This window comes from Porifericola rhodea (assembly GCF_030506305.1).
GTDB lineage: Bacteria > Bacteroidota > Bacteroidia > Cytophagales > Cyclobacteriaceae > Catalinimonas > Catalinimonas rhodea.
In genome coordinates, this window is record NZ_CP119421.1 from 4,279,353 (window position 1) to 4,293,720 (window position 14,368).

General features: G+C 38.9%; 13 protein-coding genes. 10 read left to right on the forward strand and 3 right to left on the reverse strand.

Annotation, left to right across the window (positions count from 1 at the left end; genetic code table 11):
- Positions 1 to 49: 49 nt before the first annotated feature.
- Positions 50 to 1,963, forward strand: a complete 1,914-nt coding sequence (glgB, locus tag PZB74_RS17550; RefSeq protein WP_302238466.1) for a 1,4-alpha-glucan branching protein GlgB — start codon at positions 50 to 52, stop codon at positions 1,961 to 1,963.
- A 109-nt stretch (positions 1,964 to 2,072) separates the two neighbouring features.
- Here glgB and PZB74_RS17555 read toward each other — a convergent pair whose 3' ends face one another.
- Entirely contained in the window at positions 2,073 to 3,083 is a 1,011-nt protein-coding gene (locus PZB74_RS17555; protein ID WP_302238467.1) for a glutamine synthetase beta-grasp domain-containing protein, read from the reverse strand.
- A gap of 484 nt (positions 3,084 to 3,567) precedes the next feature.
- Between PZB74_RS17555 and mtaB the strand changes: the two genes are divergently transcribed.
- On the forward strand, positions 3,568 to 4,899 hold the full coding sequence (mtaB, locus tag PZB74_RS17560; protein ID WP_302238468.1) for a tRNA (N(6)-L-threonylcarbamoyladenosine(37)-C(2))-methylthiotransferase MtaB: 1,332 nt from the start codon (positions 3,568 to 3,570) through the stop codon (positions 4,897 to 4,899).
- A 54-nt stretch (positions 4,900 to 4,953) separates the two neighbouring features.
- Here mtaB and PZB74_RS17565 read toward each other — a convergent pair whose 3' ends face one another.
- Together PZB74_RS17565 and PZB74_RS17570 are read right to left on the reverse strand one after the other, a co-directional pair.
- Positions 4,954 to 5,808 carry a DMT family transporter gene (locus PZB74_RS17565; RefSeq protein WP_302238469.1) on the reverse strand — a complete coding sequence of 285 codons (855 nt, stop codon included), beginning with the start codon at positions 5,806 to 5,808 and terminating at the stop codon, positions 4,954 to 4,956.
- Positions 5,787 to 6,881: a complex I subunit 1/NuoH family protein gene (locus tag PZB74_RS17570; protein ID WP_302238470.1), complete on the reverse strand. Its 1,095-nt coding sequence runs from the start codon at positions 6,879 to 6,881 to the stop codon at positions 5,787 to 5,789. Before PZB74_RS17570 ends, PZB74_RS17565 begins: the two co-directional genes overlap by 22 nt.
- 276 nt (positions 6,882 to 7,157) lie before the next feature.
- On the opposite strand from PZB74_RS17570, the gene PZB74_RS17575 reads away from it, so the two are divergent.
- From PZB74_RS17575 to PZB74_RS17610, 8 genes are all read left to right on the forward strand, one after another.
- Positions 7,158 to 8,330, forward strand: coding sequence for a baeRF7 domain-containing protein (locus PZB74_RS17575; protein WP_302238471.1), 1,173 nt, complete (start codon positions 7,158 to 7,160; stop codon positions 8,328 to 8,330).
- A 123-nt stretch (positions 8,331 to 8,453) separates the two neighbouring features.
- Positions 8,454 to 8,831, forward strand: coding sequence for a co-chaperone GroES (locus PZB74_RS17580; RefSeq protein ID WP_302238472.1), 378 nt, complete (start codon positions 8,454 to 8,456; stop codon positions 8,829 to 8,831).
- 141 nt (positions 8,832 to 8,972) lie between these two features.
- The gene (locus PZB74_RS17585; protein ID WP_302238473.1) at positions 8,973 to 10,676 is read left to right on the forward strand and encodes a TonB-dependent receptor; all 1,704 of its coding nucleotides are present in this window, start codon (positions 8,973 to 8,975) and stop codon (positions 10,674 to 10,676) included.
- Positions 10,677 to 10,805: 129 nt separating this feature from the next.
- Positions 10,806 to 11,456: an SPOR domain-containing protein gene (locus PZB74_RS17590; protein WP_302238474.1), complete on the forward strand. Its 651-nt coding sequence runs from the start codon at positions 10,806 to 10,808 to the stop codon at positions 11,454 to 11,456.
- Between the two features lies 1 nt (position 11,457).
- Positions 11,458 to 12,138, forward strand: a complete 681-nt coding sequence (locus PZB74_RS17595; RefSeq protein ID WP_302238475.1) for a MotA/TolQ/ExbB proton channel family protein — start codon at positions 11,458 to 11,460, stop codon at positions 12,136 to 12,138.
- A gap of 8 nt (positions 12,139 to 12,146) precedes the next feature.
- Complete coding sequence (locus PZB74_RS17600) at positions 12,147 to 12,539, forward strand: ExbD/TolR family protein (protein ID WP_302238476.1); 393 nt, start codon at positions 12,147 to 12,149, stop codon at positions 12,537 to 12,539.
- A gap of 36 nt (positions 12,540 to 12,575) precedes the next feature.
- Positions 12,576 to 13,388 (forward strand): energy transducer TonB, encoded by an 813-nt coding sequence (locus PZB74_RS17605; protein WP_302238477.1) that lies wholly within the window; start codon positions 12,576 to 12,578, stop codon positions 13,386 to 13,388.
- A gap of 199 nt (positions 13,389 to 13,587) precedes the next feature.
- Positions 13,588 to 14,241 (forward strand): response regulator transcription factor, encoded by a 654-nt coding sequence (locus PZB74_RS17610; RefSeq protein WP_302238478.1) that lies wholly within the window; start codon positions 13,588 to 13,590, stop codon positions 14,239 to 14,241.
- Positions 14,242 to 14,368 lie beyond the last annotated feature (127 nt).

Genomic DNA, 14,368 nt, shown 5'->3' on the forward strand with positions numbered 1-14,368 from the left:
CCTGGTCTTCAATTTTTTTAAATCAACAAATTCTGAATAAATCATTTTTATGGAATCTTCTCATCTTACACGCCTAACTGAGTTTGATGTTTACCTTTTCAACGAAGGTAAGCATTATAACCTTTACGATAAGCTAGGGTCACACCTTATGAATCATAATGGTGTGGACGGTACATACTTTGCAGTATGGGCGCCAAATGCTGAAAAAGTGTCAGTAGTTGGTGACTTTAACGAGTGGAACAGAGAAGCAAATCCTATGACTGCTCGTTGGGATACTTCTGGGGTTTGGGAAGTATTTATTCCTAATGTAGGTAAAGGTACTCGTTACAAATATTTTATCAGGTCTCATAACAACGGCTATGAAGCTGAAAAAGGAGATCCTTTCGCTGTGCATTGGGAAGTACCTCCACAAACAGCTTCTATTGTCTGGGACCACGACTATACCTGGACAGACAGTCAATGGCTGGAAGAAAGAAAGAAAAAAGTAGGAGAGGACCAGCCTATGGCCGTTTATGAGGTGCATATAGGTTCTTGGAAAAGAAAAGGCGAGGATGGTCAGGATTTTATGAGCTATCGTGAGTTGGCAGATGATCTTCCTGGCTATCTAAAGTGGATGGGCTATACCCATGTAGAGTTTCTTCCAGTAATGGAGCATCCGTTTTACGGTTCCTGGGGGTACCAGTGTACCGGATATTTTGCTCCAAGTAGCCGCTATGGTTCACCACAAGACTTTAAATACTTAATTGATAAGCTGCACGAAGAAGGTATAGGAGTTATACTAGACTGGGTGCCGTCTCACTTTCCTAACGACTTACATGGGCTGCACTACTTTGATGGTACTCATCTGTTTGAGCACGAAGATCCTCGTCAGGGGTATCATCCTGACTGGAACAGCTACATCTTTAATTACGGCAGAAATGAGGTTCGCTCCTTTTTGTTAAGTAGTGCGCTGTACTGGCTTAAGGAGTTTCATGCCGATGGGTTAAGAGTAGATGCTGTAGCCTCTATGTTGTATCTGGATTACTCAAGAAAAGAAGGTGAATGGATACCCAACCAGTATGGGGGAAGAGAGAACCTGGAAGCTATTAGCTTTCTGCGCGACTTCAATGATGCGATAGACGCTGAATTTCCAGATGTGCACACCATCGCTGAGGAGTCTACCGCCTGGCCTATGGTTTCGCGACCTACACAGATTGGTGGGTTAGGCTTTGAAATGAAGTGGATGATGGGTTGGATGCATGATACATTGGATTATATGGCTAAGGACCCTATTCACCGAGGTCACCATCAGGGAGAGATTACCTTTAGTCTGATGTATGCCTTTACCGAAAACTTTATGCTGCCTTTGTCTCACGATGAGGTAGTTCACGGAAAAGGACCTCTTATTGATAAAATGCCGGGCGACGAATGGCAAAGGTTTGCTAATTTAAGAACACTTTATGCCTATATGTATGCCCACCCTGGTACTAAATTACTGTTTATGGGTGGAGAGTTCGGACAAACCCAGGAGTGGAAGCATGATCATAGTCTTGACTGGCATCTAACCCAATATACACCGCATTCCAGCTTGCAAAAGCTTGTAAAAAGGCTGAACGAATTTTACCATTCTGAACCAGCATTTTACGAATTTCAATTTCAAGCAGAAGGGTTTGAGTGGATAGATATCAATGACTGGCAAAATTCGGTGATTAGTTTTGTGAGAAAAGGTCATCAGGAACAGAACAACATTTATGTAGTAATTAACTTTACACCGGTTGTGAGGGAAAACTATCGCATTGGAGTTCCAAAAAAAGGACATCTCAAAGAGGTTTTTAATACAGATGATGTAGAGTTTAATGGTAGCGGCGTATTAAATTCTGGCTCATTAGAAACCTTACCCATACCTATGCACGGAAGAGAACGCTCTATTAATCTGCGTTTGCCTCCTTTGGGAGCTGTATTTTTGAAGTATGAAGATAAATAACAAAAAAACCCGCTGAGAAGCGGGTTTTTTTGTTATTAGCTAATAGAAAAGGCTGCCCGAATTACGAGCAGCCTTATACATATTAGAAAGTACTATCAATTAAATGTAATTATACAACTGCAGTCTTTACAGTTTTAATAATACGTGCTGCTACTTTGTAAGGATCAGCGTTAGAAGCAGGTCTTCTGTCTTCCAGATATCCTTTCCATCCGCTCTCCACTGTAGCAATAGGAATACGGATAGAAGCACCACGGTCAGAAATACCGTAAGAGAACTGGTCAATAGACTGAGTTTCGTGCTGTCCGGTCAAACGCTGATCATTATGAGCACCATATACTTCAATGTGGTGTTCAGTTACAGGTCTGAAAGCCTCACATATTTTGTCGTAAGTTTCTTTGCTACCAGCAGTTCTCATGATGCTATTAGAGAAGTTAGCGTGCATACCAGAACCGTTCCAGTCACCTTGTACAGGTTTAGGGTGTAGCTCTATATAATAGCCATATTTTTCAGTAAGTCTGTTTAGAAGATAGCGAGCTATCCATATCTCATCTCCAGCTTTTTTTGCACCTTTAGCAAAGTTCTGAAACTCCCACTGACCAGGGGCAACTTCCTGGTTGATACCTTCTACATTGATACCAGCTTTTAAGCAAAGGTTAAGGTGCTCTTCTACTAAAGATCTACCCCAGGTATAGCGGCCACCTACCGAGCAGTAGTACTGTCCCTGCGGACCAGGAAAACCACCACGAGGGAAACCAAGAGGAAGGTCAGTTTTAGCGTCCATGATAAAGTACTCTTGCTCAAATCCGAACCAAAAGTCGTTATCATCATCATCAATTTGAGCTCTACCGTTAGAAGGATGAGGCTCTCCTTCAGCGGTAAGCACCTCTGTCATTACCAACCACCCGTTTTCTCTATCAGGATCAGGGTATATAGCTACCGGCTTAAGTAGACAATCTGAAGATCCACCTTCAGCTTGTAGGGTAGAACTACCATCAAAAGACCACATAGGGCAGCTCTCCAGCTTGCCATCAAAGTCGTTTACAATTTTTGTTTTACTTCTAAGTTCTTGTGTCGGCTGATAGCCATCTAACCAGATGTACTCAAGCTTTGATTTCGTCATTTTTAATAAATTTTCAGTAGATTGATAATATCAATAGCAAATATACTATTTTTCGGATTATTTAATAAAAACAAGTAAAAAGTTTTACGATAGATTGAAAATGCAGATTTTTTATTTGTTTTTTATTCAGAAGAATATTTTGTATTGGGGTGAGATATTATATGCAGTTTAGAATTTTGTTCTGTTTGTTGATGAAAAGTTGAAATTTTTTAAAAGTTTTGCTTTGTATCAGTTTCTAATAAAAAAATCATTTCATTAAACCTTTTCTAGCCTTTAGTATCTAAAAAGCAAAAACAAATACAGCTATGAGAGATACACTTAATACTCAAATAAAAGCCAGTGCTACCTTATTATTCGCGCTTATTGTTAATTTGCTAATGATGACACTTACTCTGTTTTAAATTAAATCTCCAGTAGTGGCTTGAAACTTTCCTTTATCAGATGAAGTTTTTTAACCTATCTTCATTTTGTCTAAATTTGCGGCATGGAAAATCAAGCGCGTTCGGTTGCCTTTTACACTTTAGGGTGCAAACTCAATTTTTCTGAGACCTCAACCATAGGTCGTATGTTTGAAAAAAAGGGTTATCGTAAAGTAGAATTTCATGAGAAGGCAGATATCTATATCATCAATACCTGCTCAGTTACAGATAACGCAGACAAAAAATGTAGAAAAGTAGTGCGCGAAGCTCGTGCGCTTTCGCCCAATGCTTATATCTGTATAATAGGTTGCTATGCGCAGCTTAAACCCAAGGAGATTTCTGAAATTCCGGGGGTAGATGCTGTATTGGGGGCTGCAGAAAAATTTCGCTTACTAGAGCTATTAGACGGATTTAGACGTACAGAAGAGGTGCAGGTGCTAGCTTCAGAAGTAAAAGAAGCCAATACCTTCCAGCATGCTTTCTCTATCAACGATCGTACACGTACATTTCTTAAAGTACAGGATGGCTGTAATTACCACTGTACCTTCTGTACAATTCCACTGGCAAGAGGCAAAAGCCGAAGCGATAGAATAGCAAACATTATAGCTTCTGCGCAGGAGATTGCGCAAACTGATGTAAAAGAGGTAGTGCTCACTGGCGTTAATATCGGCGATTTTGGCATTGTTGATGGCAAAAGAGTAGAGCGCTTTGCAGACCTGGTTGCGGCTTTGGATGAGGTAGAAGGACTAGACAGAATCAGAATTTCATCTATAGAACCTAATTTGCTTAGCAATGATATAATAGCATTTGTTGCTCAATCTAAAAGGTTTGTGCCGCATTTTCATATCCCTTTACAGTCAGGCTCCAATAAAATTCTGCGCCTGATGAGAAGAAGATATTTGCGAGAACTATACGTAGACCGTGTGCAGAAAATTAAAGAGCTGATGCCTCACTGTTGTATAGGCGTAGATGTAATTGTTGGCTTTCCGGGTGAAACTGAAGAAGACTTTCTGGATACTTATCAGTTTTTAAATGAGCTACCAATTTCATACCTGCATGTGTTTACTTATTCGGAAAGAGCCAATACACCGGCTGCTGAAATGGGAGCTGTAGTTCCTAAAAAAGAAAGAAGCCGCCGCTCTAAGATGTTGCGTATCCTTTCAGAAAAGAAAAAACGACAGTTCTATGAAGAAAATGTAGGAGCTGAAGGTATAGTTTTATTTGAGGAAGATATTGAAAATGGTCAGATGCACGGCTTTACAGAAAATTATGTTCGCGTAACGGCCAAGTATGACCCATTGCTTATAAATGAGCTTAAGCCAGTTAAACTAACTCAAATTAATGATCAAGGCTTAATGGAGGTAGAAGAACCAGAAATGGTTTATGAAACACATTAAGTTTGAATTAGCCATTATTAATGTTTATAGCTAAGGCCTTACCATTTGGGAGGCCTATTTTTTTTTCAATAGAAGTGTGGATACAATAATAAGTCCACCGCCAAACATAGTATTCCAGCTCAGGTTCTCGTCAAAGATTATTACACCATACATCGTTGCTACCAGCACTTCTAGATATGTTAAAAAAGAAATGGTAGAGGCCTTAATCTTTTTGAGCGCAGAGAAAAACAAGCCAAAGGCAATAATTCCGATTAATACACCAAAAAGTAATAGGGTGGATAATTGCTCAATAGTAAACGTTATGTTTTCTTGGAGTAAAAAAGGGAGAAAGATAAAGCCACCTGCCAGATTCTGGAAAAAGACAGTCTCAAAGCCGCTATACTTATGAGACTCACGTTTAAAAACAATGATAGTCATAGCATAAATTAGGGCGGACAACAGCATCGCACTCATCCCTAAAAAATCTCTATTTTCGGTATTAAAGGGCTGGTTGATAAACATCAGAACAATCCCGATTATTGGTAGTGCAAGCAAGACTTTGTTTCTGTTAGGTACCTGCTCCTTTAAAAAAAGCATACTTAAAATAGTGGCATATACCGGCCAGGTGTACAGAATAATTACAGCATTAGATATACTGGTATAGGTATAGCTGGTAATGAAAAGGAATATACGTGCGGCATTCAGTACTGAGCCCAGCAGCATTAGCTTTACCGGATAGCGAAATAAATTAACTCCTCTAATACTAAAGTAGATAAAGAGTAGGGCAGTAGGTATAGCCATTCTAAAAAATGACAGCACCAGAGGCGGTAAACTTAAAAACTTGATAAACACTCCTGAGGAGCCCATAATAAGCACTGCCAGCAGTACTTGCAGGTAAGGGTTAACTTTCATATCATCAGCAATCGCCACACACCGCTTAGTACTACAAGAAGTAAGGAAGCAGGTACAAGATATTTCCAGCACAATATCATGAGCTGGTCTACTCTAAGTCTGGGGTAAGTCCATCTTACCCACATTTGTACCAGTACTAATGTGATAGCTTTACTAAGTATCCAGAAGGCGCCCCAGAGATGTGCAGCCCAGCTGCCAGGTGTGCCGCTGGTCCATTCAGCCAGTTTAATGCTTCCAATATTGGGTAGAGGGGTATTCCAGCTTCCTAAAAATAAGATTACAGCCAGAAAACTGACTAACAACATCATCCCATATTCTGAGAGCATGATAAGAGCCCAACGAAAACCTGAGTACTCTGTATGATAGCCGCCTACCAGCTCCGATTCAGACTCAGGAAGGTCAAATGGGGCACGATTAGCTTCTGCCAGTGAAGCAATAAAAAAGATGACAAAAGCAAAGAAAAGTATCGGCACTTTAAAGATATTCCAGCTTAATATGCCGCCAATTTCGGTAATCTGTATATCCCAGGCTTTAATACCAAAAAGGTAGATAGGTTCGTCACTTAGTGTGTGCCACCAGATGCCTTGCTGAAAAGAGATCTCTTGTAGGCTTAAGGATTGTGAAATCATTACTACGCATAGAACGCTGAGCCCCAAAGGAATTTCATAAGAAATAATTTGTGCAACAGAACGTATTGCTCCAAAAAGAGAAAATTTACTGTTTGAGCCCCAGCCAGCCATCAGTATACCAATCACGTCTAAGGACACTATAGCCAAAAGGTAAAAAACACCAACGTCTACAATAGAGCCAGACAATGCTGGGTTGATAGGAATAACAGCAAAGCCTGAAAAAATGGCTACAAAAATAACAGCAGGCGCTAGTTTAAATAGCTTTTTATCAGCCGATGCGGGTTTGATATCCTCTTTCTGCAGTAGTTTGAGTAAGTCTGCCACAGTTTGTAACAAACCATGGTAGCCTACTTCCATAGGTCCGTACCTATCTTGTATAAATGCAGATATTTTACGTTCGGCGTAAACAGCAAAAACGGTATAGGTGAGCAAAAGAGGTAAGAAAATAAAAAATGTTTCCATTGGCTGTGTAAAATCTGTTGCAAAATAGAAAGCTTTCCAGGCTAATTCAAAAGATAGTGAAGGAAAGCTTAGGGTTGATTACAAAAAATTAAAGCCACCCATATGCTATGGGTAAATTTTAAAATAACGCTGACAGAATATAACATAGTAGAATACATGTAAATACGCCTTAGAATTATCCTATTATGGAAAAAAAAGGAGGGTATACAAACAAGTATGTGGTCAATGGGGTTGTATTGGTAGATATTTTTTTGAATAAATAAATTACTTTTTGATATGGAGAGACTGACAAAAGAAAAACTTGAAGAGTTATCTAATTTTCAAGGTACTAATTGCGTGAGTATATTCATTCCTACTCATAAGAAAGGAAAGGAAGTGAATGAAATGTACGATGCAAAACTCTTAAAAAATCACTTTCAGAGCATCAAAAACAAGATAAAGCAAACTAAAAATATAGATGAAAGTACTGTGAGTCAGTACCTTCAACCGATACAGAAGCTAATTGATGATACAGGATTTTGGCATCATCAAAAACAAGGACTAGCCATATTTTTAGGCCAGGAATATTTTGAATATTTCAAACTACCGTATTCAGTAGATGAGTTTGAACTTTTAGGTAATGGCTTTCATCTAGAGCAATTGGTACCAGCATACCAACAGGAAGGTAAGTACCATGTTTTAGCTGTGAGTCTGGGTCAGGTACGCTTCTTTAAGGCTACTACTACTGATATTGAAGAAGTTAATTTGCCAGAAAGCTTACCTCAAGGTACAGAAGAAGCCCTGAGCTACTATGACTTTGAGCAAAGTTTACAGCAACATTCAGGCTCAGTACTAGGGGGGGGGCAGGATCCTATCTATCATGGACAGGGCGGTAATGATAGTCAGAAAGATCAGGCCTATATTAAAGAATATTTTAGACACCTCAACGACGCATTGGATAATGTGATTGAAGATAAATCTATACCAGTTATTCTTGCTAGTGTAGACTACCTGCACCCCATATTCAAAGAAGCAAACAAAACTTTAAATCTGACAGAAAAAGGCCTGACTGGTAACTTTGACAACGCAAAGCTTGAAGATATACACAATAAGAGTAAAGAGATTTTTAACCCCGAGCATGAAGCTGTGCAGAAAGAGTATATGGAAAAATATCAGGCACTGGCAGGCACTGGAAAAACTTCTTACCAGATAGACGATATTGCCCCAGCTGCAGTGGATGGTAGAATAGATACCCTTTTTATTCTGAAAGGGGCACACCGATGGGGCATCATTAACAATGAAGATAATAGCGTAAACCTACGCGACGAAAATGATCCTAATGTACATGATTTGGTTAGTAAAGCAGCCGTAGAAACGGTGCTTAACGGAGGACACACCTATTTTGTAGACCGCGAACATTTACCCGAGCAGGTAGATAGTGCAGAGATGGCAGCAGTCTTCCGTTGGTAGAAAATGAGTTGAAAGAGCGAGGAGCTACAAGTTCCTCGCTTTTTTTATGTCATATTGTCAGTCGTATTCGTGAGGCATAAAAATTGATCTTTCAGAGCTCTACTGAGTACAAAGAAAATCAAGATGGAATTGACTACAGAGAACAAGCTTAAGAAATTAATTATAGTAGGGGATAGAATACTGATCAAACCTAAGAAAGCTTCAGAGAAGACTAAGAGTGGTTTGTTTTTACCACCTGGTGTACAGGAGCAGGAGAAAATTCAGTATGGTTATGTTATGAAAACTGGTCCCGGCTACCCTATTCCCATGCCTGCTGAAGAAGATGAGCCCTGGAAAGAAAGAGAGGAACAGATTAAATATATACCGCTACAGGCTAAAGAAGGTGATCTGGCTATTTTTTTACAGAAAGGTGCTTTTGAAGTGATGTACGAAAACGAAAAATACTATATCGTATCCCAGGCATCCATTCTTATGCTTGAGCGCGAGGAAGATTTATACTAAACCAATAACCAGCATACTAAAGGTATTTCATGAGTGATAAGATGAAATACCTTTTTTTGTTTTCTTCCTTTCTTGCCACTCTGCATACGTTTTAGTAACTATGACCGTTAGATTAGCGCTTCACATTACATTATGAATTCAATGCCAAAACATAGTCTGAGATTTTTTTCCTTAATAAGTATTTTTTTTGTTCATACTATAGCTTATGCTCAGCAAAATCCTAATTGGGACGAAGAAGGTGAGATAGAAGAAGCAGAAGTAGTCATTGAAAAGAGCCGCGAAATAGAGTTGCCCAATGCTAACCGTAAATTTGAGCGGGTACCTCCACTACCTGTGCAGGAGTCTACCATAGATATCAGTTACCAGTTTGTAGAAGTACTCCCAAAGTTACAGTCCTTAAAACCTCCAATTAGAGTACTAAAAGTAAAGGAGCCACCGCTTCCGAAATTATATCCCAATTATGTAAAGGCCGGTTTCGGTAATTATCTAACCCCCTATCTGGAAGTCTACGCCAATAGTGCACGTAGTGAAGATTATCAGTATGGTGTTCACTTTAAGCATTTATCTTCTCGTCAGGGACCGGTAGATGGAGGTAACTCCGGCAATAGTGATACACGACTGGCTTTAAATGGAAAGTACTTCACCAATGGGCATACACTTTTTGGGGAAGCTTCGTATCAGCGAGAACGCTATCATTTTTATGGTTATGCTCCGGAAATTGAACCAGAAAGAGATTCTATCAAACAGATTTTCAATACAATATCTCTTGCAGGGGGTATTGAAAGAAGCGCGGTAGATGCTGCACTTGACTATAGGCTTAAGCTTGATTTTCGTAACCTGAGTGATGCCTATAATGCCTCAGAAAACCAGTTTGGAATAAACTTCAATTCTTCTTTGGCTTTAGCAGAAACTTTTTCTGTAAATCTTCAAACTGATTTTTGGACTATGAGCCGAAAAGACGTGGCTGATTTTTTCCCAAATGAAGATACCCAACTTAGCCGTAATCTGTTTAGGCTAAAGCCAACATTTACATTTAAAACCAGTACCGAACCTCAACAGGGACTGGAGATTGAGGGAGGAATAAGTTTTGTGTACGAAGACGACACCGCCAGCAATGCAAATAAACTACATGTCTATCCTTATGCCCATGCTAAATACTACTTAAGCGAAGGTCTTAAAATATATGCTGAGCTTAAGGGAGATATACAAAGAAAAACACTTTTAGATTTTACCAACGAAAACCCTTGGCTGAAGCCTGATGTTGCTCTTTTGCATACCAATAATAACTTCGGTTTAGCTGGTGGACTGGCAGGAAGACTTAATAGTTTGCTAGGTTACAATGCGGGTTTTTCTGCAAATAACTACAAAAACTTGTATTTTTTTGCTAATAGTGTATCTGATTCCACCAAATTTGACATTCTTTACGATAGCGGCGATGTTTTTGTACTGAACCTATTTGGAGAACTTACACTCAATAGCCAGGACCGTTTTCGGACAAGCATTAGAGGAGATTACTACTCATACAGTATGGGTAAACTTGATGAGCCATGGCATCGTCCTAATTTTAAAATGAGTGTACTTAGCTCTTATAATGTATACGATAAATTACTGCTAAATGCCGAATTATGGCTTATGGGAGGCATTAAAGGCATAAATTTAGCTACGGGAACAGAGATGGAACTAGATCCAATTGCAGATATGAGCTTTCAGGCAGATTATTTATTTTCTTCCAGATTCTCTACTTTTTTGCAATTAAAAAATATCTTTGCCCAGAATTATGAACGATACTTAAACTATCCTTCACGTGGTATAATGATTATGGCAGGGGTTACCTACAGCTTCTAATCAGTAGATACCTTGAAATGAATTCTTTTTTAAAAATACCTACGTAATTAATTTTCAATTATTTACGTGTGATTTTAATAATACTGCATTAACTCGCAGTTAAAATTTGTAATCACAAAGTAATATCGCATGATGGAAGACAACGAAAGACAGTCTTACAATCAGGAAGATCAAGATGATTTTGGTTTACCGGAAGTAGAGTACAATCCTTTGGAGCGTGATGAAGAAACACCACCCGCCTTTGAAGAACAGGATTACTATCAGGAAGAAGAAGAAGATGAAGAAGAAAGCAAACCTACCGGTCTGATTGTCTTTGGTATCATCACGCTCCTTCTAATCATTGGTGTCAGTGTGTATCTCTTTATGTTCAACGGATTAGAGCAGGTAAGCAGCTGGTTTGGAAGTGAGCCTGAACCGACTACTACTTTTGTAGAGCCCGAGCCGGAACCTATACCTGAGCCTGAGCCCGAAGTGGTAGAGGAAGATCCTGTACCCGATGTAGACCCTCTTGCTCCTTATTCTGAAATTAGCACAATTTCTGAACCCACAGGCCGTTCATTCATCGTAGTAAATAGTTTTGTAGATGCAGACTTAGCACAAGACTATGGCAATAAAATGCTTGAACAGGGCGTTGGAGTTAAAATCTTATCGCCTACAGACAGAGCACCATTAATGCACAGAGTAGCAGTTGCTGACTATTCTGATTTTGAACAAGCCATGAGTGAAGTTCAAATGTTCCGCGAAAAGTATGGTGAAAACGCCTGGGTACTTAAATACTAATATGTTATTACTTCAAATTCAAACTGAGTTAGATACTACCTCCCTGGATACAAGTGCGGCTGATGCTGTTACAGTATGGGATTTACTATTAAAAGGAGGGTTTGTAATGATCCCTCTTTTGCTATTATCTGTTTTGGCAGTCTACATCTTTGTAGAAAGAGTGCTCACCATTAAGAAAGCTTCCAGAGTTCCTGAGCAGTTTACCGACAAAATAAAAAACCTTGTTGCCAGCGGAGATATTAATTCTGCACGTTTGGTATGTTCTCAAACGGATACCCCTATTGCACGCATGATAGAAAAAGGTATCAGCCGAATAGGAAGTCCATTAAAAACTATTGAAGCTTCAATAGAAAATGTAGGTAAAATAGAGCTTTACCGTTTAGAGAAAAACCTTAACCTACTAGCTACTATCAGTGGAGCAGCACCCATGATTGGCTTTCTGGGAACTGTTACCGGTATGATACAGGCATTTATTGCTATTGCTCAGGAAGAAGGAAATGTGAGCCCACGCTTACTTTCTACAGGTATATACGAAGCCATGATTACAACGGCTGCCGGTTTGGCGGTGGGAATTATCGCTTACTTGGGCTATAATTATCTGGTTTCACAGGTAAGCAAAGTTGTGCATAAAATGGAGTATACGTCTGTAGACTTCATAGATCTCTTGCAAGAACCTAGATAATACGTATTATGAATCTAGACTCCAAAAATAAGGTTGAGACATCTTTTAACTTTTCGTCTATAGCCGATGTTATTTTCCTTCTCCTCATATTTTTTATGCTGACATCTTCATTTGTTACACCTTCTGGCTTGCCTGTAAATCTTCCTTCCAGTAAATCTGCCAATATTGTTATGCAAAAAGTAAGTGTAACAATAACGCCGGATATTCGGTTTTATATTAATGACAAGCTTGTGCCTGTGGCACAGCTAGAAAGCGCTTTGGCAAGTAGCCTGGCAAATGCAGAACAAGGTGTAGTTGTACTCAATGTAGATAAAAAAGTTCCTGTTGAGCACCTAGTAAAAGTAGCTGGAATTGCCAGTGCTTTAAATGCAAAAGTTTCAGTAGCTACAATTCCTGAATAGTAAGCCTACAGTGTAGCTAAAGGAAGACTTAAGTTTATGGCAGCAGAAAAAGAAAAAAAATTTAAGAAGATAGGTTTGGCAGTTACTCTTGGTGTGCATCTGCTGGTATTTCTATTGTTCTTTTTTATGCTTGCCTGGAGGGAGCCTGATCCTCCTTTGCCAGAGTATGGAATAGAACTTAATTTTGGTATAGATAATACTGGAGCAGGGCAAAATCCTCAACCTAAACCTGCTGCAATAGTAGAAGAAATCCAGGAGGAAGAAATTGAAGAGACAGAAACTGAAGAGGCGGTAGAGCCCGAACCTACAGAGATAGTAGAAGAGGTTAGACCTGAAGAGACAGTTACTCAACCAGAGCCAAGCCCGGATGTTATTGAAAAAGTAGCGGAAGAGAAGACAGAGGTCGTAGAGAAAACAGAAGAGGTTAAAGAAGCTCCAAAAGTAGAAAATCCTGAAAAAGCAAAGCAGAAGGCCGCATCTAATGAAGGCGATGATGCAGAGCAGAAAGGTGACAAAGGAAAAGAGGAAGGTAAAATTGATGCCAGAGCAATCTACGGAGCAAAAGGGTCTAGCCAGGGAGCCTCTTTACAAATGGAAGGATGGAACTGGGACTATATTCCTAAGCCAGAAGATTCTTCTAATGAGAATGGCAAAATTGTTTTTCAGATCACGATAGATGATCAAGGTGAAGTAATAGGGGTAAGAACATTGGAGAAAACTGTAAGTCCTGAGGTTGAAAGATTATATCAGGAAGCGATTGAACGTGTTACCTTCAGTAGAACTGCTGATAATGTACGTCCTGCTCCAATGTCTACCGGTAAAATTACTTTTTTAATAAAATCTAAATAATTTCCGTCAATTAATACATACTTTTTAAGTGTTTTTTTGCCGGATACTTTTAATAGTTATAAGTATTTTTATTTAAATTCATTACATGTTTTTTTGTTAAGCTTAGTATGATTTGCTCAAATTAATTTATAAACTGTGTAAACAATTTTTTTTTGATCATACATATTAGCTTTATTGCAATTTCAATTATTACTACCGAATGAATAAATATAAAGTAGTCCTGGCTGACGACCATGCTATTCTTACTGAAGGTACATCCTCAATCTTATCTGAGTATGATTTTATAGAGCTAGTGGGTGTAGCCTCTGACGGGGAAGAAGCAAATCAGTTAGTGGAGGCAGAGCAACCTGATGTATTGGTATCTGATATTACCATGCCAGGTAAGTCCATTTTTGATATTTCCGACGAAATCAAAAAGAAAAAACTAAAGACCAAAATACTTGTATTTACCATGCATGAGTCACCCGACTATGTGTACAAGGCGCTTAATAGCAATATCTCTGGTTATCTGACAAAAAATGCTGAAAAAGACGAATTGGTTAAAGCAATTCAAACTCTAGCGGAAGGTGATGAATATTATAGCCAGCCTATTACGCAAATTATTGTAAAAGGCTTTAAAAATCGTAAGCAAAAAGACTCTGATAATCAGAATCCATTGAATGTACTCTCTAAAAGAGAGAAGGAAGTGCTGATGCTTTTGATTGAAGGTTACAACTCTAAGCAGATCGCTGAAAAGCTATATCTAAGTGAAAGAACAGTATCTAACCATCGTGCGAATATGTTGCAGAAGTGCAAGGTGAATAATACTGTGGAACTGGTTAAACTTTATTTAGATAATGTAAATAAGTGGTAATACATCTTACATTTCTACATATATATTTTGGGGCTACAACTTAAGTTGTAGCCTTTTTTATTATTACGCCTGATACTTTTTATACTAAAATCATCAGCTTTTTCTCTTTGATACGCTTATTTTTTGA